At 57.3% G+C, this 22,245-nt stretch carries 19 protein-coding genes and 1 pseudogene; 6 read left to right on the top strand and 14 right to left on the bottom strand.

Translation table 11 applies throughout. The features are described from left to right. Position 1: 1 nt before the first annotated feature. The 3 genes from alc to puuE all read right to left on the bottom strand — a co-directional run bounded on the left by alc (position 2) and on the right by puuE (position 2,518). Positions 2 to 991: an allantoicase gene (alc, locus tag KQ940_RS09750; RefSeq protein ID WP_217413346.1), complete on the bottom strand. Its 990-nt coding sequence runs from the start codon at positions 989 to 991 to the stop codon at positions 2 to 4. Between the two features lie 73 nt (positions 992 to 1,064). After that, a complete protein-coding gene (uraD, locus tag KQ940_RS09745) occupies positions 1,065 to 1,598 on the bottom strand; it encodes a 2-oxo-4-hydroxy-4-carboxy-5-ureidoimidazoline decarboxylase (RefSeq protein ID WP_217413345.1) in 534 nt (177 codons plus the stop codon). Then, positions 1,595 to 2,518 carry an allantoinase PuuE gene (gene puuE, locus KQ940_RS09740; RefSeq protein ID WP_217413344.1) on the bottom strand — a complete coding sequence of 308 codons (924 nt, stop codon included), beginning with the start codon at positions 2,516 to 2,518 and terminating at the stop codon, positions 1,595 to 1,597. Before puuE ends, uraD begins: the two co-directional genes overlap by 4 nt. Before the next feature lie 348 nt (positions 2,519 to 2,866). On the opposite strand from puuE, the gene uraH reads away from it, so the two are divergent. Then, positions 2,867 to 3,223, top strand: a complete 357-nt coding sequence (uraH, locus tag KQ940_RS09735; RefSeq protein ID WP_217413343.1) for a hydroxyisourate hydrolase — start codon at positions 2,867 to 2,869, stop codon at positions 3,221 to 3,223. A 147-nt stretch (positions 3,224 to 3,370) separates the two neighbouring features. Here uraH and KQ940_RS09730 read toward each other — a convergent pair whose 3' ends face one another. Then, a complete protein-coding gene (locus KQ940_RS09730) occupies positions 3,371 to 4,180 on the bottom strand; it encodes a helix-turn-helix domain-containing protein (RefSeq protein WP_217413342.1) in 810 nt (269 codons plus the stop codon). 263 nt (positions 4,181 to 4,443) lie between these two features. Here KQ940_RS09730 and dctP point away from each other — a divergent pair, with 263 nt between their 5' ends. From dctP to KQ940_RS09710, 4 genes are all read left to right on the top strand, one after another. Next, positions 4,444 to 5,460 (top strand): TRAP transporter substrate-binding protein DctP, encoded by a 1,017-nt coding sequence (gene dctP, locus KQ940_RS09725; RefSeq protein ID WP_217413341.1) that lies wholly within the window; start codon positions 4,444 to 4,446, stop codon positions 5,458 to 5,460. A gap of 82 nt (positions 5,461 to 5,542) precedes the next feature. Further along, complete coding sequence (locus tag KQ940_RS09720) at positions 5,543 to 6,112, top strand: TRAP transporter small permease (RefSeq protein ID WP_217413339.1); 570 nt, start codon at positions 5,543 to 5,545, stop codon at positions 6,110 to 6,112. Next, positions 6,109 to 7,428: a TRAP transporter large permease gene (locus KQ940_RS09715; RefSeq protein ID WP_217413338.1), complete on the top strand. Its 1,320-nt coding sequence runs from the start codon at positions 6,109 to 6,111 to the stop codon at positions 7,426 to 7,428. The genes KQ940_RS09720 and KQ940_RS09715 overlap by 4 nt, the downstream gene beginning before the upstream one ends. A 74-nt stretch (positions 7,429 to 7,502) precedes the next feature. Next, on the top strand, positions 7,503 to 8,261 hold the full coding sequence (locus KQ940_RS09710; protein WP_217413337.1) for a gamma-glutamyl-gamma-aminobutyrate hydrolase family protein: 759 nt from the start codon (positions 7,503 to 7,505) through the stop codon (positions 8,259 to 8,261). 65 nt (positions 8,262 to 8,326) lie between these two features. Here the strand turns inward: KQ940_RS09710 and KQ940_RS09705 are convergent, their stop codons facing one another. From KQ940_RS09705 to KQ940_RS09690, 4 genes are all read right to left on the bottom strand, one after another. Next, entirely contained in the window at positions 8,327 to 8,626 is a 300-nt protein-coding gene (locus tag KQ940_RS09705) for a helix-turn-helix transcriptional regulator (RefSeq protein WP_217413336.1), read from the bottom strand. Continuing rightward, positions 8,623 to 9,963, bottom strand: coding sequence for a type II toxin-antitoxin system HipA family toxin (locus tag KQ940_RS09700; RefSeq protein ID WP_217413335.1), 1,341 nt, complete (start codon positions 9,961 to 9,963; stop codon positions 8,623 to 8,625). The genes KQ940_RS09705 and KQ940_RS09700 overlap by 4 nt, the downstream gene beginning before the upstream one ends. 115 nt (positions 9,964 to 10,078) lie before the next feature. Then, positions 10,079 to 10,711 carry a LysE family translocator gene (locus tag KQ940_RS09695; protein ID WP_217413334.1) on the bottom strand — a complete coding sequence of 211 codons (633 nt, stop codon included), beginning with the start codon at positions 10,709 to 10,711 and terminating at the stop codon, positions 10,079 to 10,081. 58 nt (positions 10,712 to 10,769) lie between these two features. Beyond that, a complete protein-coding gene (locus KQ940_RS09690; RefSeq protein WP_217413333.1) occupies positions 10,770 to 12,203 on the bottom strand; it encodes an NCS2 family permease in 1,434 nt (477 codons plus the stop codon). 535 nt (positions 12,204 to 12,738) lie between these two features. On the opposite strand from KQ940_RS09690, the gene KQ940_RS09685 reads away from it, so the two are divergent. Beyond that, positions 12,739 to 13,476 carry a GntR family transcriptional regulator gene (locus KQ940_RS09685; protein ID WP_217413332.1) on the top strand — a complete coding sequence of 246 codons (738 nt, stop codon included), beginning with the start codon at positions 12,739 to 12,741 and terminating at the stop codon, positions 13,474 to 13,476. Between the two features lie 150 nt (positions 13,477 to 13,626). Here KQ940_RS09685 and KQ940_RS09680 read toward each other — a convergent pair whose 3' ends face one another. From KQ940_RS09680 to xdhA, 6 genes and pseudogenes are all read right to left on the bottom strand, one after another. Beyond that, positions 13,627 to 15,321 carry a hypothetical protein gene (locus KQ940_RS09680; protein WP_217413331.1) on the bottom strand — a complete coding sequence of 565 codons (1,695 nt, stop codon included), beginning with the start codon at positions 15,319 to 15,321 and terminating at the stop codon, positions 13,627 to 13,629. 112 nt (positions 15,322 to 15,433) lie between these two features. Continuing rightward, a pseudogene (locus KQ940_RS23200) lies at positions 15,434 to 15,586 on the bottom strand (IS256 family transposase); the annotation flags it as partial. A gap of 46 nt (positions 15,587 to 15,632) precedes the next feature. Further along, a complete protein-coding gene (guaD, locus tag KQ940_RS09675) occupies positions 15,633 to 16,955 on the bottom strand; it encodes a guanine deaminase (RefSeq protein WP_217413330.1) in 1,323 nt (440 codons plus the stop codon). Positions 16,956 to 17,029: 74 nt separating this feature from the next. Next, positions 17,030 to 17,857, bottom strand: coding sequence for a xanthine dehydrogenase accessory protein XdhC (gene xdhC, locus KQ940_RS09670; protein ID WP_217413329.1), 828 nt, complete (start codon positions 17,855 to 17,857; stop codon positions 17,030 to 17,032). A 51-nt stretch (positions 17,858 to 17,908) separates the two neighbouring features. Beyond that, positions 17,909 to 20,302 carry a xanthine dehydrogenase molybdopterin binding subunit gene (gene xdhB, locus KQ940_RS09665; RefSeq protein ID WP_217413328.1) on the bottom strand — a complete coding sequence of 798 codons (2,394 nt, stop codon included), beginning with the start codon at positions 20,300 to 20,302 and terminating at the stop codon, positions 17,909 to 17,911. Then, positions 20,295 to 21,734 (bottom strand): xanthine dehydrogenase small subunit, encoded by a 1,440-nt coding sequence (gene xdhA / locus KQ940_RS09660; protein WP_217413326.1) that lies wholly within the window; start codon positions 21,732 to 21,734, stop codon positions 20,295 to 20,297. The genes xdhB and xdhA overlap by 8 nt, the downstream gene beginning before the upstream one ends. Positions 21,735 to 22,245: the final 511 nt, after the last annotated feature.

The raw sequence follows: 22,245 nt of genomic DNA, 5'->3' as shown, positions 1-22,245 counted from the left end.
CTCAGTCGGTAACCTTGCCGAACAGACGCAGTCGGCTGACGCCGCCGTCCGGGAAGATGTTGAGACGCACGTGAGTAATCGGGCCGATGCTGTTGATCTGCTCGGTGAACTCATGCTCCTGGTGCATCTCCAGCTTCTGCGCCGGCAGCAGCTCTTTCCAGAACAGGCTCTGGGTCTCGATCTGCTCGTCGGTGCCGCCCTTGACGTAGGCCGCCTGGATCGAGCAGCTGTCCGGGTAGTTGCCCTTGAAGTGCAGGGTGTCGACGACGATGCGGCTGACCTCACCCGGATGGCCCAGGGCGACGATCACCCAGTCGTTGCCGGGGGTACGGCGACGGGCGGTTTCCCAGCCATCGCCCATGTTGACGGCACGGCCCGGGTTCAGAATGTTGCCCTTCTTGCCGAAGTGCTCGTCGCTGCAGGCGAGGGCGCGACCGCCGTTGAGCGATGCGGCCAGGTCGATCTCCTGTTCGCTGCCGACCTTGGACCAGTCCAGGTAGGGGACGCCGTACACGCGCAGGCGCGCGACACCGCCGTCCGGGTAGATGTTGAAGCGGATGTGGGTCCAGGGACGGTCATCGTCGATGGCGTGCAGGTGGTGGCTGTCGCCCTTCAGGCTGACGGCGCCGAGCAGTTCGGTCCACTCGGCGTTGTCGGCCGGGTCGCCGTCCGGGCTGTAGCAGACCTCCAGCGAGGCCGACGGCGGGAAGTTACCGGTGAAGAAGGAGGTGTCGATATCGACGCCCTTGATCACGCCGGGCACACCGAGGCGGATGATGGTGTAGTCATAGCCTTCGAAACGCTTGCGGCGTGACTCCCAGCCGTCCATCCACTTGCCGTTGTCGTCGAATACGCCCTCTTTCCACACCGGCGCTTCGGGCTGCAGCATGCGGTCCACGGCGGCGAACCAGTCGTCGGTGACGAAGATCGACTGGGTGCCGAGGCGGGCATCGGCCAGGTTGATATATTTCAGGAATGTTGGGTTGCTCATTATTTTCTACCTTACCTGGCGCTTAATTCGCCAATACGGTTTATGGGGTATCCAGACAGAACTGCTGCAAGCACTACATCACTTCCAAACGGAAGCGGGCGATCTTGTTGATCTCCTGCAGTGCGCGGTCGAACTCCTGCTCTGGCGTGTTATGAATGCGCTCTTCGAATGAGGCCAGGATCTGGTGCCGGTTGCTGCCCTTGACCGCCATGATGAACGGGAAACCGAACTTGGCTTTGTAGGCGTTGTTCAGCTCGGTAAAGCGGGCAAACTCTTCGGCGGTGCACTCACTGATACCGGCACCCGCCTGCTCTGCGGTGGAGGAGGCGGTCAGCTCACCGGCGATGGCGGCTTTGCCGGCCAAATCCGGGTGCGCGTTGATCAGGTCGAGCTGCGCCTGCTGGTCGGCACGCAGCAGGATGCCGGCCATGCGCTGCTGCAGCGTGTCGATCCGGTCGATCTCTTCGGCCGCGCCCTCAGCGAACGCCTGGTCATAGGCCTGCTCGGCGACCCAGGCGGAGTGCTCGTAGATATCGCCGAACTGGCTGACAAACTGCTCTCGGCTCATCTGGCTGGGGGTGCAGCTCTGAAACTTCGCGTCGCTCATATACCGCTCTCCGGGTTGTAGGGGTGGTGTTCGTGCCAGTGCTTGGCGATCTCGATGCGGCGGCAGAACCAGACCTGCTCGTGGCTGCGGGCGTACTCGAGGAAACGCTCCAGCGCGGCGATACGGCCCGGACGACCGACCAGACGGCAGTGCAGACCGATCGACATCATCTTCGGTGCTTCCGCGCCTTCGGCATACAGGGTGTCGAAGCTGTCCTTCAGGTACTGGTAGAACTGCTCGCCGCTGTTGAAGCCCTGCGCGGTGGCAAAACGCATGTCGTTGACATCGAGGGTGTAGGGGATCACCAGGTGGCCCTTGCCGCTGTTGTCGACCCAGTAGGGCAGGTCGTCGTCATAGGCGTCGGAGTCGTACATGAAGCCGCCTTCCTCCATCACCAGATTACGGGTGTTGGGGCCGGTGCGGCCGGTGTACCAGCCCAGCGGGCGCTCGCCGGTCACGCGCTCGATGATCTCGATGGCGCGGATCAGATGATCGCGCTCTTCCGACTCGTCAGTGTACTGATAGTCGATCCAGCGGTAGCCGTGGCTGCAGATCTCGTGGCCGGCTTCGACCATCGCCCTGGCGACTTCGGGGTGACGCTCAACCGCCATGGCGACGGCAAAGATAGTCAGCGGGATATCATGCTTCTTGAACAGGCGCAGCAGGCGCCAGACACCGGCGCGGCTGCCGTACTCATAGCAGGACTCCATGCTCATGTGGCGCACACCCTGCAGCGCTTGGGCGCCGGGCATCTCGGAAAGAAAGGCTTCCGACTCTTTATCGCCGTGGAGGATGCAGCGCTCGCCGCCCTCTTCGTAGTTCAGGACAAAAGAGACAGCAATACGGGCCTGGCCCGGCCACTGGGGGTGCGGCGGGTTCTGGCCGTATCCGATCAGGTCGCGTGGATAGTCGTTACTCACGGCTCGACTCCTTTTATTCGTAGAGGTGGCGTGATTCCAGTAGTGTAGTTGGAATCGAAACTGGTATGCAATGATTGTATACAATGAATTTTGGTTTTTGCAAGCGTACAGCTGTCTGCTGGGTCAAAAAACTACCTGAATAGATAGGCGAGGATGCCGGTTTTCTCCACTATAACACTGTAGAAACGCTGTGCATCGCTGTTTTCACAAGGTGATATCTAAAAGTGTATACAATAATTAGTTATTGTTGTTCTTTTTGTGTTGGTTGTTCTATAGTGAGGCGAACTGGCTGGAGGGTGCTTGGGCAGTCCTGGCTGAACAGAAGAAGAAACAGAGGAATAGTGATCTATGGGTTACTTGACTACGCATGTGCTGGATTCCGCTCATGGCTGTCCCGGCCAGGATATACCGGTTGCGCTCTACCGTATCGGCAGCGATCAGAGCCGTGAGCTGATCAAGCGCACACTGACCAACGACGACGGACGCTGCGACCAGCCGGTGCTGGAGGGTGAGGATTTTCAGAAGGGCGTGTATGAGCTGGAATTCAGCGTCGGCGATTACTACCGCCGTCGCGGTGTCGAACTGCCGGAACCGGCGTTTCTGGATAACGTGGTGCTGCGCTTCGGCATCGCTGACGAGGCAGAGCACTACCATGTGCCGCTGCTGATCTCGCCGTACAGCTATTCGACCTATCGGGGTAGCTGATCGGCCCGGTCGATTAGGCAGATGCGTTCAATTGGAAAAGCCGTCGGGTAGTTCCGGCGGCTTTTTAGTTTCACCGAGCCTTTACGGGAAAGGCGGTTTTAACTTGGAAGCGTTTCCGCAACGCAGCATTCGCGTTGCCGATAAACACTATTCCCCGATTGCGATAAACAGCGGATTGTCACGTTCCTGCCGGTTATCGATAGCTTCCCTGATATCGGCGTCCACTTCATCCGGCTGGTAAAGACCGCAGTGCCGGAAATGCTTCCTGAAGTCGATACTTTCACCCAGGAACTGGTACATCACCCGGGTACAGGCGGGTTCGCGGTGGCTTTTCGAGGATACGCCGATTTTGACGCCGAACAGGCGGGTCAGTTGGCTCTTGTAGGAGGGGAACAGTACCGTTTGGGTGATCTCGTTGATGGTCAGGGTTTCGTAATCCATCAGGAAGATGCGATCACATAGGTTGATCGCAATGCCCCGGTAGTGGCAGTGGGTCACCTTCCGTCCCTTCGCTGCCACCGGGATCAGTCGCTCGTAGCGGGAAAAGCCAATGCCGTCCTGCCGGGGTGTGATCTCGATCAGCGAGCAGAAGATCCGCCCTGGGAATCCGAGCGAGTAATAATATTCGTAGTACCAGCCCACATAGCGTCCCAGGCCGATTCTGGACTGGTCGTAAAGCTCCATCATCTTGCTGAAATAGGTGGGCAGAGCGGGATGCTGCTGGGCCAGCGTATGGTCAGGCATTACCTCCTGCCTGAACTTCTCATGGGGCATCAGTATTTCAAACTCTTCGACGCCGAAGAAATCACAGATGATCTTCAAATTGGCTTTGGATGGCTGAATCTGGCCGCTGAGGTACTTGTTGAACTGCGTTCGGTTGACCCCCATCTTGCGGCACACTTCGGCCGTGGAATTGTAAAAACTGCACAGCAATTTCAGGTTCTGAACGAAATCCATCGTAATGACTTCCTACTCTCGCGACGGGGCGTCTGGCTATCGCTGGAAAGCACAAGCTTAGCGGGCTTGTCGGGGCAAGCCAATCGATCCGGCCCGCTGCGCTCGTGGGCCCATTGTCGGGATGCACCGCGTGCGTCAGGCCTGACGCACTTACGGCGTCTCGGTGTGCCATATGCAAAATTGGCGAGCCCTTCGCGACTCTCTACATTCGTCGTGTAGCGGAACACCGCTGATCCAAAACAAGAAAAATCAGGAAGCACGCCATGAATCTGTTAAACCGTTTTAAGCCCCTAAGCGCGCTGGCGCTTGCCGCGTCTATTCTCTCCACCGCTTTGCCGGCCGTTGCCGGCGAAACGCTGCGCCTGTCCGCCATCGAGCCGCCGCAATCCACGGTGGTGGAGTTTGCCAACGAGTTCGCCGCCCGGGTGGGACGCTACAGCGACGGTCAACTCGAGGTTAAGGTCTTTCCCGCCAGTCAGTTGGGCGACTGGGTCGAGGTACATGAGCAGGTGATGGAGGGCACTATCGACCTGGCCATCCAGCCGCTGTCGAACACCTTTAACGAGGTACTCGCGCTGCAGTGGTTCCCTTATGCGGCGCTTGATTTTGAGTCCGGCCGGAAAGCGTTCTCCGAAGGCGGGGTGGTCTTTGACATCATCAACCAGGCGCTGGCCGAGCAGGATATCCAGATCCTTGGCGCATTCGTTTCCGGCATGGGCGGCATCGTTTATACCAAGCCGGCACCGCATCCACGTGACCCCAATGCCGAGCAGGGCCTGAAGATCCGGGTATGGCCGGGTGGCACCACTCATCAGGCGCTACTGGATCGGCTGGGCTACAAGACCGCCCCGATCCCCTGGTCAGATCTGTACACGGCGATGCAGACCGGTGTGGTCGACGGTGCGATCGGCGCCACGCCTGAGCTGACGATGAACAACTTCGCCGATATCGCCAAGATGTGGGTGCAGAACAACGATCACTTCGAAGTGTCGTTCATCGCCGTCAACAAGCCCCGGTTCGATAATCTGCCGCCGGAACAGCGCAACGCTCTGAAGAAAGCCGCCGCCGAACTCTCGGCCGAGCGTTTCAAAGTCGCCGAGCAGGAGCACCAGAAGTTTCTGCAGCAGATGCGTGATAAGGGCATCGAGGTTGTCGAACTCAGCAAGGAGGAGCTTGAACGTACCGCCGCGGCTGTCCGCAGTGATGTCTGGCCCCAAATCGAGGGCGAAATCGGTGCGGAAAACCTGGCGCGTCTGAAGGTCGCACTGGGCATTCAGTAACGGCCCCTGCCAGCGGTTCCGCCCTGTCGGAACCGCCGCATCCTGCCTTTCCAACGCAAAACTACCAGACACAGGTGAATGCATGAACGCAGGTATCTGGACCAGACTGCACCACGGCCTGTTGCTGTCGCAGAAAATCCTTATGGGGGTGGCAATGGTGGCCTTTTCCGCCCTGGTTTTCGTTCAGGTGGTTATCCGCTACCTGTTTGATCTACCGCTCTTCGGCGTGGAGGAGATCGCCGTATATCTTGCCGTATGGCTCTATTTTACCGGTGCGGGTTATGGCACCTACCGGGGTAATCACATTTGCGCCGGTGTGATCGATCTAATGCTGGAATCGCCACGCAAAAAAGATCTTTACCATATCCTGGTCAGCCTGATCTCCCTGGTTCTCGTAGCCTGTGTGCTCTGGATATGTGTCGATTATTTCCAGTGGAGCCTGCTGCGCGCGCCTAAATCACCGGAGCTTCGTTTTCCTCTCTATTACGTCCACTTCGCGATGGTGTTCGGCCTTGTATTGATGCAGCTCTATTCGACAGTGGAGTTTCTCAGGCGGCTGATCTGCTTTGTCAAAAGGCAGCCCTACAGGTCATTGGCCGAGCTGGACGACCAACAGACAAATAACACAACGCAAGAGACGGCACCCTTATGAGCTTCGAAGTAATTATTGACGCCATTATCTTGATCGGGTTGCTGTTCATGGGCGTCCCGGCCCCGTTGTGCTTCGCCGCGGCGGCCCTGTTCATGTTTTTTATGGGAGATTTCCCCAACAGCAACTTCCTGGTGTCGTCGGGATTCAGCAAACTGTCGTCGCTGATCCTGTTGGCGATCCCTCTGTATATCTTCGCCGGCGGCCTGATGACCAGCGGCGGGATAGCGCACCGCCTGATCGACCTGGCGGAAAGCCTGGTGGCACGGGTGAAAGGCGGCTTGGGCGTGGTGGTGGTGTTCTCCACCGCGATCTTCGGCGCCATATCCGGTATGTCGACCGCGGCCGTGGCCGCCATCGGTTCGATCATGATTCCGAAGATGGTGGAGCGCGGTTACGACCGGGGCTACGCCACAGCGTTGGTCGCGGCATCCTCGGTGCTGGCACTGCTGATACCGCCGAGTTCATCGATGATCCTGTACGGCTGGGTCACCAATACCTCGATTACCGCCATGTTTCTGGCGCCGATCATCCCGGCGCTGCTGCTGATCAGCTGCCTGTCGGTGATCAACTATCTGCTGACCCGCAAGATGCCGGTTATCGAACCGCCGGCGCGAACGTTTCGGGAAAGTCGGTTGGATGCCTGGTACAAGACCAAGCGGGCAGCATTCGGCCTGGCCATGCCGGTGATTATCCTGGGCTGCATCTACGGCGGCATCACCACACCGACGGAAGCGGCCGCCATCGCCGTGGTCTATTCGATCCCGGTGGCCCTGTTCATCTACCGCGGACTGTCGTTCCGCTCGTTTTCCGATGTGGCCTGGAAGACCGGCCAGATCGCGGCGGTACTGATGATACTGGTGTTCTTCTCGTCGATGCTGGCCCGTATCTGGACGCTGGAAAACGTCCCCCAGGTGGTGCTGGAGTTCATGCTCGGCATCAGCGACAACAAGCTGGTGCTGCTGATGCTGATCAATCTGTTCCTGCTGCTGGTGGGGATGTTCCTGGATGATATCAGCGGTGTGCTGCTGGCATCGCCGATGCTGCTGCCCGTCGCCCAGAGCCTGGGCGTCGATCCGGTCCACTTCGGCGCGATAGTCGGTGTCAATCTCGGTATGGGGCTTATTACGCCGCCGACCGCCCCGATTCTCTATTTTGCGGGTTTGATCGGTGATTCGTCGTTGCCCCGGATGATCGGCTATTCGCTGGCCTTTATTTTCTTCGGTTATTTCCCGGTGCTGATCGCCACGACTTTCGTTCCCGACCTGTCGCTGCTGTTGCCGGAAATCGTCTTGGATTATCAGCCGGTATCTAATTAATCACTGCTCTAACACGAAGTTAATACGCCGCTAATGGCGTGTTCATTCAATATTTTTGCTTATAGGAACTAGGCATGAATCGCTCAATTTATATTGGTATTACGCTGGATATCGAGTATCAGCCCACTTATGCCAGAGAGCCTTGGTATGCGTTGCGGGAAAACTACTGCACGGCGATCCAAAATGCCGGTGGTACGCCGGTGTGTCTGCCCCACGCTATCGATCAGGTTGATGCGTATCTCGATCTGGTCGACGGATTGGTGATCAGCGGTGGCATGTACGATATCAGGCCCGAGCTTTACGGCGAGACGGATATCAAGGGCGGGCTGGTGACCAAGGAGGGGCGAACCGAGTTCGAACGCCGCTTGGTGCTCGGGGCGTTGCAGCGGGATATACCGATGATCGGCATCTGCGGCGGCATGCAACTGATCGCGGTCGCCAATGGCGCCAAGCTGATTCAGGATATCCCGACCGGCGTTAAAACGCCGCTGGAGCATATGCAGCCGGAACCCCACGATGTCGCCAGCCACAGCGTCAGCTTTACGCCAGGTACCCGAATTGCTCAACTCTTTGGTGCTGGCAGCGCCGAGGTCAACAGCGTCCACCACCAGTCGGTGAAGGATATCCCACCGGAGATTCTGGTCAGTGCAGTCTCATCCGACCGGGTCATCGAAGCGATCGAAATCCCCGGCCAGAGCTTCTGCCTCGGCTTCCAGTGGCATCCGGAGTACCAGATCAATGAAGGTGAGAGTCGGGTCTTCCGAGGCCTGATCGAGGCGGCGGCTGATTATGAAAAGAGAGTCGCTATCGGGGAGCATCCGGCTGTGACGTAAGGTAGCCAATATCGGGCCTGGGGGGGCGACGGGGGCGCCGACAGTGATATGAGGGCGCTCCATGATCATTCTTTCAACATGGACTGCAGCAAGGTATCGCTGCGGGGCAGTAGACCAGGTTTCAGTCCAAGCGGCTTGAAAACGGCGGAGTATACACTGAGAGTCAGCTGCGCCTTGTCACGTTCAATCTCTGACAGGGTGCGCCGGCTGATACCGACCAGTGCAGCATAGCGCTCCTGCGTCAGCCCCAGTACCTCCTTGCGCAATTGTCGCAGCATAGCGCCTTCGCTGATCTCGCCACTGTAAAGCTGCAACAGCAGCTTGCGCAGCAGCGCCTCTCGCTCCTGGCCGGTCAGCGGCTTCATAGCAACCCCCATAGCTGAAGACGTTTGTCGATGCTGTTCATTCCTAATGCCGGTATCGCCAACAACGATTCGGAGACACCGCGCGCCAACAGTCTGTCTTTCAAGCCCACCAGCTTGGCGGCCAAGACCCGCAAGACCTGCATGAGAAGGTTGGAGTCAGCGAGATCCGACAGCTGATCAACAATTGCCTGCCAGTCCAGATCGCCCGCTTGTTCGTACGGGCTTCCCCACTTCATGGTACGCAGCACCTCTTCAGGGTCCACTTTCATCGGCGCAAAGTCGTACACCGGTGCCAACCATATCCCCTCTGGCCGTTTTATGAGCGCCGTATTGCGGCCGTGATTGTCCGAGTTGCCAAAGATAAGGTTCAACAAATCGCGCTCCAGCCACTGAGCAACAAAGCGCTGCTGATCGAATGTCGATCCCAGTTCAGTCACCCGATACTGCTTGTTCAGCTTCGAGACCAAGGACCTCAGCACATCGAAATGGTTGAGATTGCTGCCCGGCGCTTTATCGAGCAAAGAGAAGACGGATTCGAGACCAAAATGCTCGACCCGGCCGGTCTCGTAACGGACATCGAAACGAGGTAGCCAAAGGGAGGGGTAGCGGCTCCCCTCATGCAGTTGCATCTTTGACGTATCGATCGTGTCGATGCCGAGTGCGGTGAGCTCATGATAGAAATGGAACTCGGCCCTTAGAATATCTGCATCCCTATCCGAAGCTTTTCCGCGGGGAAATTTGACCAGATAGTGCTGATCCAGATTGTCGACCTCATCCTGCCAGGTATCGATCCACACCTCATCCTTATCTGAACAACGGATCAACAGCTTTGGCGCTTCGCCTGCTGCGCCAGTGGCACCACCACTGACCGCCCCCATCTCCTGTGCATACTCGAGAAAGTCGATCTGCCGCTCGATCACATCCTGTGGCGAAAATCGATGTTGGGTCAGTCGCTCGGGCTTCTGTGGCAAGGCTTCTCTGATTCTCAGATTGCCGACCGGTGCGATACTGCCTTTTTGCAGTAGCAGCGTGTCCTGTTCCGCTTGGGGCAGATTACCCAGTCCCAAATGATCTATCCAGTAACGCCGTCCGGCGCCGGAGGGGGCTATATCGTCGAGAAAACCGAACCAGTGTCTGCTGTCATGCGTCATCATCAGCTCGACCGGCAGGTTCAGGCTGCAGGCATGTTCGTCGTCGCTGAACATCCAATCCAACGCATAGTTCTGCTGGTAGACCAGACGCACGGGGCTCAGGCGTCCGAGTTTCGGATCGATCAGCTCAAGACTGGCAGCTGGAAACCACTGCCCACTGTGGAATATCTCGACGGTTAGGTACATATCAATTTTGTGAAATATTTTTCACAAAATTAGCACGGCAACGTTCTTTTTGAGAATATTTTTGCTCAAAAAAAGGAGTTATCTCCCATAATGAGCAAATATATTCCCATAAGGATCATTTGATCAGCACCGCACCACCAATGCCGACGAACAGGCCGGCGCTGGCGCGGTTGAAGTGCTGCAGGTTACGGCCGTTTTTCAGCACCGGGGTCAGCAGACGGGCGCCGCTGCCGTAGGCCAGTTTGCAGATCAGGTCGAGCAGGCACCAGCTCAGGCACATCACCAGCAACTGCGGCAGCAGGGCGGTGTCCGGTGCGATGAACTGCGGCAGGAAGGCGACGAAGAACAGGATGTCCTTCGGATTGCTGATCCCCAGGGTAAAGGCGCGCAGGAACATCCGCGAGGCGACAGGCTTGATCGGCTGTGCATCGCTTGCCGTCTGATGCTGTCCCGCCTCGCGCCAGGCCTTGTAGCCCAGCCAGATCAGGTAGAGCGCACCGGCATAGCGGATCAGCGAGAACAGGGTTTCCGAGGCCGACAGCAGCGCGCCCAGGCCGGTGGCGGAGGCCAGCAGCAGGCTCAGCGAGGCGAGGGTGCCGCCAAAGAAAGCGGGCAGGCTGCGCCGGATGCCGTGGTTCAGGCTGTTGGCCACCATCAGCAGCGACAGCGGGCCGGGGATCAGGATCACCAGCAGGGAGGCCAGGCAGAACAGGGACCAGCTTTCAAATGTCATGGTGGTATCACTCACGCAAAGAGCCCCCTTGTATATAAGGGGGCTCGGTCTGTCGATTCAGCTTCTGCCGTTGTTAGGGCAGGAAGATAAACTTGGCCACGAAGATCGCCGTCAGGGCCCAGACACCGGCACTGATCGAGGATGCCTTGCCGGTACACAGCTTCAATGCGGTGTAGGAGACAAAGCCGACCGCAATGCCGTTGGCGATGGAGAAGGTCAGCGGCATCATGATAGTGGTCAGGATGGCCGGGGTAAACTCGGTCATGTCCTCCCAGTCGATCTTGGCCAGCGAGCCCATCATCAGCATGGCGACGTAGATCAGCGCGCCGTCCACCGCAAACCCGGGCAGCATCTGCGCCAGCGGCAGCAGGAACAGGCCGAACAGGAACATCACACCGATCACCACGGCGGTCAGGCCGGTACGTCCACCTGCCGATACGCCGGCTGCGGATTCCACATATGAGGTCACCGGCGGGCAACCGAAGGCGGTGCCGATCACGGAGGAGATGGAGTCCGCCTTGAGTGACTTGTCCAGACCTTCGATATTGCCGTTCTCATCCTGCAGGTTGGCGCGCTGGGCAACGCCCATCAGGGTGCCGGCGGTGTCGAAGATATTGACGAACAGGAAGGTGATGATCACGGGGATCAGCGCGACTTCAAAGGCCCCGGCGATATCCAGCTGCATGAACACTGGTGACAGGTCGGCAAAGTTGGGCACTGCAACCAGTCCACCCTCGGGCCAGGACACGAAGCCGGAGGCGGGCGCCCAATCAACGCTGACGGTGAAGAAGTCATAGGGAAGTACCGCTGCCATCAGGAAGGCGACAGCGGTGGTGATACCGATGCCCAGAATTACCGAGCCGAATACGCGGCGGTAGCTGAGGATACTGATCAGCAGGAAGCTCAGCAGGCCCAGCGCCGGCGCTTCGGGGCCAAACTGACCGAAACCGAAGTGGGTCAGATCGGCCAGGGCGACCACGTTGTCCGCGTTAGGGACGACGATGCCGGTAAAACGCAGGCCGATAAAGCCGAGGAACAGGCCGACACCGGCGGTCATCGCCAGACGCAGGCTGAGCGGTATGCTGTTGAGCATCCATTCACGCAGCCGGGTCACGCTCATGGCGACGAACAGTACCCCGGACAGGAACACGGCCCCCAGCGCGACCTGCCAGCTGTAGTCCATCTCCAGGACAACCGTGAAGGTAAAGAAGGCGTTGAGCCCCATGCCCGGCGCCAGTCCGATCGGCCAGTTGGCATAGATACCCATAAAGATCGTCGCAATCGCGGCACCTATACAGGTGGCCAGGAACAGGCCATCGAACGGCATGCCGGTTTTGGACATGATGATCGGGTTCAGGAACATGATGTAGGACATGGTGATGAACGTGGTCAGGCCCGCGATCACCTCGGTCCGCACGTTGGTCCTGTGTTCCTGCAGTTTGAAGAAACGGTCGATAAAACGGCGTTGGCCTGATGCGCGTCGATCTGACGGAGCTTGGTCTGACATGGCCGTGTCCAGCGCTACTTCTTGTTGCTGTATGCTTTCCACAACTTTATCTCCTCAATGGGGGCGCTGTCGCCCCTATTTATTTTTATGGCTGGCCGTCAAACGCGTTCGACTGCCGGGGGATGTTGTGTTTCATTCCTTGGAAACCAGAGAAGCTGTGAGCAAGTCAGGATGGGATTACACCGACCTGTTCATGGCTTCCCCTGGGCACTGTCCCTATGAAGATTGTGCTTAAAGCCATAATAGAATTGTATACATAAAAATCAACCCGGGAGTCAGGTTTTTTCATACAGCGAAACGCAAAGTCGATGAATGCGATTGATGCGTAACGCGGGCGAGCGATGGCAGCTGGCTTGATTGGCGGACCAGGCGAAAGAGGGGATGCCCGCAGTCGGTGGAGCATACGCAAGTGCTTGGTTAGGGATTAATGTGTACAAAAATTAGGTCATTGTGTACGATTTATCTATCCGCCCTGATAGCGTGAATATCCTTATCCGGTGTCGTCACCACGCCAGAGCACAGCTAATGAGGCCTTATGAGTCGGTTAACCGAAATCAAGAAAAGCGATCCGAAAAAGGGTGAGAAGAAAACCCAGGATGACATCGTCTATGAGCATATCTTCGACGCCATTCTGGAGCAGCGGCTACCGCCCGGAACCAAGCTGAACGAGGAGTCACTGGGCGAGATCTTCGGTGTCAGCCGTACCATCATCCGGCGTGCGCTGTCCCGGCTCGGCTATGAACAGGTTGTCGTGTTGCGGCCGAACCGCGGTGCCGTGGTGGCCAGCCCTACCATCGATGAAGCGCGGCAGATCGTCTTTGCCCGCCGGGTGGTGGAGAAAGCGGTCACCGAGCTGGTGTGCGACAACGCCGAAACGGACCAGATCGAGCAGCTGAAACAGTTGGTACGTGACGAGCGGGCCTGCTTCGATCGTGGCGATCTCGGTGCCGGTATCCGCCTGTCCGGCGAGTTTCATCTGCGCCTGGCGGAGATGGCGAAGAATCCGCCGTTACTCAGTTTCCAGCGCAGCCTGGTGTCGCTCTGTTCACTGATCATCGCCCAGTTTGAGAAGGGTGAGACCAAGTCACACTGCTCCTATGACGAGCACTTCGAGCTGATCGACGCCATCGCACAGCGGGACAAGGACAAGGCGGTGGCGCTGATGATGCATCACCTGGATCATATCGAGCACAAGCTGAGTCTGGACGAAGAGGCCGCGGACAACGACCTGAAGGCGATCTTCTCCAATGTCCGCAGTCGTAAACTGAGCTGAGTGGCCCTGTTAAACTGGACGGTAAACGCCCTTTAGGTCGGCCATAGAGGCTTTCAGGTTCTTGTTGGCCACGTGCTTCAGCGAGTTACGGATCTGGTGGAAGGCAAAAAGGTCTTCACAGGAAAACCTTTTTGCCCCCGTTTGAATTTCTTAAAGGTATTGCTCAACCGAAGAGCATGAGACCCCTTTCGAATGTTCTCTTTTGTCTAAGGAAACCCCTTTTGTATAACCAGTTCCATCGAAAACTTGAGCAAACCACTGGGGATATGCTGTACAACGATTATCATCGGATTTACTAACAATAATACCCCTTACTACTCGCTTCAAAGGAATATCTAATACGTTTTTAACTATCGTCATTTGGTCACTGGTAATGTGGAATAAATCATATTCTACTTTGTTTCTTTCTAATGCAGCCACTGCCATGTCATGTAGAGAATCATCCAGTTCACCAGGTGAGCTGATCGCCAACTTCCCTTCTCTCATGAATTTTTTCGCAGCATCGCTACTCGCATCAATTAAAATTTCCCCCTTGGCCAATAGAGGGCCATCATTGGGGACACCGGGTTGCTTGGTACTATTGTATGCATATACCTCAATCCCGAAATTTGCCTTGTCTTTTCCAGTGCTAGCCATTTCCAGCAAAACTTTGTCAAAATGTCTAAAAAACTCTTTATGGTCTAATCGAGTAGTATCCATTAATACCGAAGATGTTGCCGGACGATCCATTTCTTCAGAGACTAAAAAAGGAATAAAGGTAAATACTTCTTTTCCATCCAAAGAAAATACAATCTTCTGTTCAATTCCACCATGAACGCCCGGTGTGCGCTCGTGATTTCGCATTTTGACGTAAGCGTTACTGGCGATATCTTCGAATGCTGCGCGCAAGTAGAGAGGCTGTCCGACTTCATAGCTTTCGATGAAGCTGCTACTCTCGCAGTTGTCTTCAAGCTTTTTGTTTGCAAAGACAACTTTTCCAATATTTTCCGTCTGACATTGAGTGTCAATCTTATCAAATTCTTTAAGCTCGTTACGCGCTGCTGCAACTAAAACCTGTTTGGTAAAATCAAGCTGTGCTTCAGCCTTCGAAGGTTTAAAGTATTTCGGCCCTTTTTCTTTTGATAGAGCAAGATTTTTATCTATCTCCACAACCATCTTGTCCAATTCGGCTTTATAGCTTAATGCCGCTCCAGCGAGCACATAGGCGTCAGCCTTACTTTGCAGTTCATCTGCTCTCATGTACTCCGCGTAACCAGATAGATGTGGTAACAAACGACCACTATCTTCGACAAATTTTTGAGCATGGGGAGCGAATCTTTCTATTAATACGGAAAAGTCATAATCAGGGTCTTTTTCCTGGGCTTCAGCTAACTTGGTAGAAGCTTTAAAGGTTTCAGTGTAGAAATTTCGAGACGCACTTTCACTGCGTTTGTCAGGATCCATCTCAAGATACAGAACATGCATCATCATATTCTCGATATCTTTTGCCGCCGGGCTGGTAGGCTCATTTTCCTTGTTTTCAAGAAAGGACTTTAGAGAGGTAAATCGGTTTCTATAATTCGATGCGTCAATATCCGGGTAGGACTTGGAAAGTTTTTTAAGGTCACTTTCAACTCCTTTGAATATGGATTTTGACTGCTTACTCTGAGCGCTTTTAAGAGGTACGGCAGGAATGGCTGTATCAACAAATCCTTCAAGCTTGCTGAGGTTTTTATCTAACTTGTTAAATATCGAAAGTACTTTTTTGTCTGTTACTTCCTGCTCGCTATTCGCACCTATGGCTGTATTTGTCTGAATTATCAGCAGCGCCACAAAACAGTGTAAGAAAATTCTGAAGCCAGTCATATTTTTCCCTTAATTATTGACTAAATCAGTTCGGCTTTATGATTAATTTTCACTACACTACCATACATCTCACATTCGAGACTGTAGATTTTTCTGTGTAGGTGGCTGTTTATCACCGCGACATCCGGTCGCCGAACGGGATCATGAACAGGCTCATCGCCTGTTTCCAGTCCCGTATCGGCATAGTTCATTTCTTGGAGATCTGCTTCAAGGCCTAATGGAGTACTTCCATCACTGATTTATCGGTCGGGCACGATCGGCGGGCGATCAGGATGTCTGCAAGCTTGGCGGAACCGAGATCTTGCGATAGATCAATCGCGGCTGTACACCGCCTCGCCCATGGCATAGGTCTGTTTGATCGACCGGTCATCGCCCAGGGTCATCAGCACGAACAGACGCTCCTCCAGATCCTTGGCCTGCTGCATGCGGTAGCTCATCAGCGGGGTGGCGTTGTAATCCAGCACCACGAAGTCCGCTTCGCTGCCCGGTTCAAGGGTGCCGATCTGCTGCTCCAGTTGCAGAGCGCGGGCACCGCCCAGGGTGGCCAGATAGAACGACTTGAACGGGTGCAGTTTCTTACCCTGCAGCTGCATCACCTTGTACGCCTCGTTGATCGTCTGCAGCATCGAGAAGCTGGTGCCTGCGCCGACATCGGTGCCGAGGCCGACCTTGATCTTGTGCTGTTCCGCCTGCGGCAGGTTGAACAGGCCGCTGCCGAGGAACAGGTTGGAGGTGGGGCAGAAGGCGATGGCAGAGTCGGTTTCGGCCAGGCGTCGGCACTCCTCGTCGCACAGGTGCACGCCGTGGGCAAACACGGAGCGCTGACCGAGCAGGTGGTGGTGGTCGTACACATCCAGGTAACCGTTCTGCTCCGGAAACAGCGCCTTGACCCATTCGATCTCGTTGCGGTTCTCCGACAGGTGGGTGTGCATGTACAGGCCGTCGTACTCGCGCAGCAGCTGTCCCGCCGTGGCCAGCTGCTCCGGGCTACTGGTGGGCGCGAAGCGCGGGGTGACGGCGTAGTGCAGGCGGCCCTTGCCGTGCCAGCGCTCGATCAGCGCCTTGCTGTCGCGGTAGCCGCTCTCCGGGGTGTCGGTCAGCGCTTCCGGGGCGTTGCGATCCATCAGCACCTTGCCGGCGATCATCCGCAAGTTGCGCTTTTCAGCGCTGCTGAAGAAGGCATCCACCGACTGCGGATGCACGGTACCGAACACCAGCGCGGTGGTGGTGCCGTTGCTCAGCAGCTCGTTGAGGAAGATCTCCGAGACCTGTTCGGCGTGGGCCGGGTCGGCGAATTTTTGCTCGGCGGGGAAGGTGTAGTTTTCCAGCCAGTCGAGCAGCTGATCGCCATAGGAGGCGATCATGCCGGTCTGCGGATAGTGGATATGGGTGTCGATAAAGCCCGGGGTGATCAGGGCGTCCTGGTAATGGCGGATCTCGGTGCCCGCGCTCAGCCCCTTGATGATCTCCGAGGCGTGGCCGAGGGCGGTGATGCGTCCCTCCTCAACCACCATCATGCCGTCTTCAAAGTAGCGATAGCTGTTCTCGATCCCCAGCTCTGCCGGGTCGCCCAGGCTGTCGAGGATGGCGGCGCGGTAGGCGATTGCGGTTGAGGGCGCGGTGGTGTGTGTCATGTCGGTTATTCCGGTATTACGTAGCGGTATTGAGTAGCAATATTGAGTAACTGGGGCGGTGGATCGGCCGGGCGTCAGATCGCCAGCCGATCCACCGCAGGTGTGTCCATTGGGGCGTTGGCTTTGTTGCCGAACGCGGCGTTATACCGGGCGATCACCTCGCCGGCCACGGAGACCGCGATCTCGGCGGGCAGTTTACCCTTTACTTCCGGTATGCCCATCGGGCAGGTCATCCGTTCCAACAGCGCTTCGTCAAAGCCCTTGGCCTTCAGTCTGTGCTCGAACTTCTTACGCTTGGTCTGTGAGCCGATCAGTCCGAAATAGTTGAAGTCGTTACGTTTAAGTATCGCTTCGGTCAGCTCCTGATCGAGCTGGTGATTATGGGTCATCACGATGAAGTAGCTGTCCGCCGCTTGCGTCGCGATCTCGTCCACCGGGAACTCGTTGACCACCTTCTCGACCCCGTCGGGGATGTGAGCGGGAAACTCATCCTCGCGGGAGTCGATCCAGCGGATGCGGCAGGGCAGGGTGGCCAGGATCGGCACCAGGGCACGGGCCACATGGCCGGCACCGAACAGGGCGATCTGCACGATGCCGGTGTTGAGCGGCTCGAACAGCAGCGTGGTGGCGCCGCCGCAGCACTGCCCCAGGCTGGCGCCGAGGGAGAAGCGCTCCAGGCGCGGCTGGGTCTGCTTCTCCTCGAGCATGGCACGGGCAATCTTGATCGACTTGTGCTCCAGGTGGCCGCCGCCGATGGTGTCGAAGCGCTCTGCCTCGCTGACCACCATCTTGGCGCCGGCATTGCGGGGGGTGGAGCCGCGTTCATCCACGACGGTGATCAACACCGCCGGGGTGGCGTCGGCTTCAAGCCGGTTCAGGGCCTTGATCCACTCGCTGTTCATCGTTCTGCTCCCCTGCTCGTATTAGCGGTTTTTGTTGTCGTGGGTGCCGGGTTATACGGTTTCAGCGACCGCTTCGCTGTGGGTCTGCTGGCGCTGCTGCTCCATATCGCGGATCGCCCAGAGCACCCGCTCGGGGGTGGCCGGTGCATCGATGGCCGGGCTGACCCGGTAGTCGGCGACACTGGCAATGGCGTCCTTGATGGCGCAGAACACGGAGATACCGAGCATGAACGGGGGTTCGCCGACGGCCTTGGAGTGGTACACGGTGTCCTCAGCATTCTTGCGGTTCTCCACCAGTCGTACCCGGAAATCGATCGGCATATCGGTAACCGCCGGGATCTTGTAGCTGGCCGGGCCCGAGGTCATCAGCCGTCCCTTGTCGTTCCAGACCAGCTCCTCCGAGGTCAGCCAGCCGGCACCCTGGACGAAGGCCCCCTCGACCTGACCGATATCGATCGCCGGGTTCAGCGAGGCGCCGACGTCGTGCAGGATGTCGGCGCGCAGGATCTTGTACTCGCCGGTCAGGGTGTCGACCACCACCTCGCTGCAGGCGCAGCCGTAGGCGTAGTAGTAGAACGGGCGGCCACGGGCGGTGTCGCGGTCGTAATAGATCTTCGGCGTACGGTAGAAGCCGGTGCTCGACAGCGAGATCTGGTTGAAGTACGCCAGCTGGATAAACTCGGCGAACGGCATCACCTGATCGCGGATCACCACGTGGTTGTTGCGGAAGGTGACATCCTCTTCGGTCACGTTGAAGTGACGGGCGGAGAACTCGACCAGGCGCTGCTTGATGGTGCGGGCCGCGTTCTGCGCCGCCTTGCCGTTCAGGTCGGCACCGGAGGAGGCCGCCGTCGGCGAGGTGTTCGGCACCTTGTCGGTATTGGTGGCGGTGATCTGGATGGTATCGAAGTCGACCTGGAACTCCTCGGCCACCACTTGGGCAACCTTGGTGTTCAGGCCCTGTCCCATCTCGGTACCGCCGTGGTTCAGGTGGATGCTGCCATCGGTGTAGATATGGATCAGCGCACCGGCCTGGTTCAGGAAGGTGGCGGTAAAGGAGATACCGAACTTTACCGGGGTCAGTGCCAGACCCTTCTTCAGGATCGGACTCTTGGCGTTGTACTCGCGGATCGCCTGGCGGCGGGCCTGGTAGTCGCTGCTCCGCTCCAGGTCATCGATCATCTCCGGCAGCGCATTGTCCTCTACCTTCTGGAAGTAGTGGGTGGTATCCCGGCCTTCGCCGCCGTAGAGGTTGAGCTTGCGCACCTCCAGCGGGTCCTTGCCCAGACGGCGGGCGATATCGTCCAGAATGATCTCCGGCATGATCAGCCCCTGGGGACCGCCGAAACCGCGGTAGGCGGTGTTGGAGGCCAGGTTGGTCTTGCAGCGGTAGCCAGTGATAGTGGCATCGCCCAGGTAGTAGCCGTTGTCGCTGTGGAACATGGCGCGGTCGACGATGGAGTTGGACAGGTCCGGCGAGTAGCCGCAGTTGCCGGCCAGCTTCATCTCGCAACCGGTGATCCGGCCTTCGTCGTCAAAGCCGACCTCGTACTGGTTGAAGAAGGGGTGACGCTTGCCGGTCATCATCATGTCTTCCATACGCGGCAGGCGCATCTTGGCCGGACGACGGGTGTGGTGTGCGACCACGGCGGCAATACAGGCCGGGCCTGCGGCCTGGGTCTCCTTGCCGCCGAAACCGCCGCCCATGCGGCGCATATCGATCTGTATCTTGTTGAAGGAGACGCCGAGCACTTCGGCCACCAGCTTCTGCACCTCGGTGGGGTTCTGGCTGGAGGTGAATACGATCATGCCGCCATCTTCGGTGGGCACAACCGAAGAGATTTGGGTCTCGAGGTAGAAGTGCTCCTGACCGCCAATATGGGCGCGGCCCGAAATCCTGTACTTGGCAGACGCCAGCGCCGCGGCGGAATCACCGCGCTTGTGGGTGTGCGGCTCGCTGACGAAGTGTTCCTGCTCCAGCGCCTGTTCGACGGAGAGTACCGGCTCCAGCTCTTCGTACTCGACGATGGCGTCCATCGCTGCCTGGCGCGCGGTGTCCAGGTCATTGGCGGCAACCGCCAGTACCGGCTGACCGTAGTACTCGACCAGACCGTCGGCCAGCAGCGGGTCGCCCGGAAGGACGGCACCGATATCCAGCTGGCCCGGTACATCCTTGGCGGTGATGGCGATCGCCACGCCCGGGAAGTTGTAGCAGGGGCTCACATCCAGCCTGGTGATGCGGGCATGGGCTTTATCCGACATGCGGGCATAGACGTGCAACTGGTTTGGGAACTCGAGGCGGTCGTCGACATAGATCGCTTCACCGCTTACCTGCTTCGCCGCGCTTTCATGTTTGACGCTGCGGCCGACGCCGGTGGTCAGGTCCTGTTTAACCAGTTCCAGCATCTCGGCGTAGCTTTTCTTGTTCTGATGATGGTTAGACATATGCGGTCACCCGTGTTTCAACTTCTGGGGATTCAAGCTCGACAAAGTACCGGGTCAGCAGGTTCACTGCCGTCAGCTGGCGGTACTCGCGGGAGGCGCGGAAATCGGAGATCGGGCTGAAATCCTGTGCCAGCGCCGCCTTCGCCTTTTCGATGGTGTCGTGGTTCCACTCGGCCCCGGCCAGTGCCTGTTCGCACTGGCTGGCGCGCTTCGGAATCGCGGCCATACCGCCGAAGGCGACGCGGGCGGACTGGACCCGGCCATCGCGGATCACCAGGTTGAAGCAGCCGAGTACGGCGGAGATGTCATCATCGATCCGCTTGGAGATCTTGTAGCTGCGGAACTCGCCGTTGTTGGCGGCTCTTGGCACGATCACCTTTTCGATGAACTCGCCCGGCTGCTGGGCGGTGACCTTGTAGTCAATAAAGTAATCCTGCAGATCAAGGCTGCGGCTCTGTTCACCTTGGCGCAGAACCAACTGCGCGCCGAGGGCGATCAGGGCTGGGGGAGAGTCGCCAATCGGCGAGGCATTGCCGATATTGCCGCCCAGGGTGCCCTGGTTGCGGATCTGCAGGGAGGCGAACCTGTGGAGCAGGGCGCCGAAATCGGGATAGTCGTTGCTTAAAGCCTGGTAGCAGTCGGTCAGCGATGCGGCGGCACCGAGCTCGATGCGATCATCGAACACCTGAATCTGCTTCATCTCGGCGATATCGCCGACATAGATCAGGGTGCCGATCTCCTTGCGCAGCTGGGTCACCTCCAGCGCCAGGTCGGTACCACCGGCGACCAGGCGGGCGTCGGGATGCTGCTCTTTCAGTGCGGCCAGTTCGGCCAGCGTGGTCGGATTGTAAGCTTTTCTTTTGCCGTTGCTCAGTTCGACCTGGGCCCGGGGCTGTATCTCGCGCAGGCGGGCGAGAGTTTCGGCCTGCTCGCGATCGAAGCTGTCAGGGGTGAGATCGTCGTACATCTTTTCCGCCGCTTCGACGATGGGGCGGTAGCCGGTGCAGCGGCACAGGTTGCCGGCCAGCGCTTCGTGAATCTGCTCCTTCTCCGGCTTGCCGACATTCTTGCCTAGCGCAAACATCGACATCACGATGCCCGGTGTGCAGAAGCCGCACTGGCTGCCGTGACAGTCCACCATCGCCTGCTGGGCGGGGTGCAGACGGTCGCCCTGTTTCAGGTCCTCAACGGTGATCAGTTGCTTGCCGTTCAGTGCGGAGACGAAGGTCAGGCATGAGTTGACGCTGCGGTAGCGGATGCGGTCGCCATCCAGCTCACCCAGTACCACGGTACAGGCGCCGCAGTCTCCAGAGGCGCAGCCCTCCTTGGTACCGGTCTTGCGGGCCTGGGTGCGCAGATAGTTCAGCACCGTCATGTTGGGGTCCAGATGGTCTTCGACCCGCAGCTCTCTGTTGAGTAAGAACCTGATCAAGGAGGGCCTCCTTCTTTGCTTATGTTTATTACGGAGCCGTGTTTGTCGCGGGCTCGTGCTCGTTGAGTATGGATTGATTAAAGTAAAAGCTGACTTTCAAGTCAACTTATAATTTGACCTGTGGGTCAGGTGTCAATCCCCCATTTTCCGGTAGAAAACACTTAAGCGTGCAGATTTTTAGTGAATTTCATCGACCGATCCCGCGGATATAGATATAAATCCTGTTCAATTGGTCAAATTGGTCTTGTGTACTTTTTTTCATAATGTTTTGTATACATTTATTGTTTTCCGGTTTCCTCGTTCCTGCCCCTGCTTTCTGTTCACTTTGAGGTTCCGTATCCCCTCGAATCGTGTCGATATCTGGGCTGTGGCTGTTCAGGGATATAGGGTTAACAAATTGAATTTATTTTGTTTTATCTATATTTGTTCGAAGGTGTGCATAGTATTTCATATAGTGAATACAGGATGTTTGTTATTTTGTGGACAATAAGTGGTCGATAAATTAGCTTTA

This window comes from Marinobacterium ramblicola (assembly GCF_019084545.1).
Classification (GTDB): Bacteria; Pseudomonadota; Gammaproteobacteria; order Pseudomonadales; family Balneatricaceae; genus Marinobacterium_D; species Marinobacterium_D ramblicola.
This window is presented reverse-complemented; position numbering and strand designations above follow the sequence as displayed.

Excerpts from the sequence above, each read along its gene's own strand:
- KQ940_RS09720 (WP_217413339.1), top strand. The coding sequence starts at position 5,543 with ATGAACGCAGGTATCTGGACCAGACTGCACCACGGCCTGTTGCTGTCG.
- uraD (WP_217413345.1), bottom strand. The coding sequence starts at position 1,598 with ATGAGCGACGCGAAGTTTCAGAGCTGCACCCCCAGCCAGATGAGCCGA.
- KQ940_RS09700 (WP_217413335.1), bottom strand. The coding sequence starts at position 9,963 with ATGTACCTAACCGTCGAGATATTCCACAGTGGGCAGTGGTTTCCAGCT.
- guaD (WP_217413330.1), bottom strand. The coding sequence starts at position 16,955 with ATGACACACACCACCGCGCCCTCAACCGCAATCGCCTACCGCGCCGCC.
- KQ940_RS09715 (WP_217413338.1), top strand. The coding sequence starts at position 6,109 with ATGAGCTTCGAAGTAATTATTGACGCCATTATCTTGATCGGGTTGCTG.
- KQ940_RS09730 (WP_217413342.1), bottom strand. The coding sequence starts at position 4,180 with ATGGATTTCGTTCAGAACCTGAAATTGCTGTGCAGTTTTTACAATTCC.
- KQ940_RS09690 (WP_217413333.1), bottom strand. The coding sequence starts at position 12,203 with ATGTCAGACCAAGCTCCGTCAGATCGACGCGCATCAGGCCAACGCCGT.
- dctP (WP_217413341.1), top strand. The coding sequence starts at position 4,444 with ATGAATCTGTTAAACCGTTTTAAGCCCCTAAGCGCGCTGGCGCTTGCC.
- KQ940_RS09680 (WP_217413331.1), bottom strand. The coding sequence starts at position 15,321 with ATGACTGGCTTCAGAATTTTCTTACACTGTTTTGTGGCGCTGCTGATA.
- KQ940_RS09685 (WP_217413332.1), top strand. The coding sequence starts at position 12,739 with ATGAGTCGGTTAACCGAAATCAAGAAAAGCGATCCGAAAAAGGGTGAG.
- xdhB (WP_217413328.1), bottom strand. The coding sequence starts at position 20,302 with ATGTCTAACCATCATCAGAACAAGAAAAGCTACGCCGAGATGCTGGAA.
- KQ940_RS09710 (WP_217413337.1), top strand. The coding sequence starts at position 7,503 with ATGAATCGCTCAATTTATATTGGTATTACGCTGGATATCGAGTATCAG.
- alc (WP_217413346.1), bottom strand. The coding sequence starts at position 991 with ATGAGCAACCCAACATTCCTGAAATATATCAACCTGGCCGATGCCCGC.
- uraH (WP_217413343.1), top strand. The coding sequence starts at position 2,867 with ATGGGTTACTTGACTACGCATGTGCTGGATTCCGCTCATGGCTGTCCC.
- KQ940_RS09705 (WP_217413336.1), bottom strand. The coding sequence starts at position 8,626 with ATGAAGCCGCTGACCGGCCAGGAGCGAGAGGCGCTGCTGCGCAAGCTG.
- xdhC (WP_217413329.1), bottom strand. The coding sequence starts at position 17,857 with ATGAACAGCGAGTGGATCAAGGCCCTGAACCGGCTTGAAGCCGACGCC.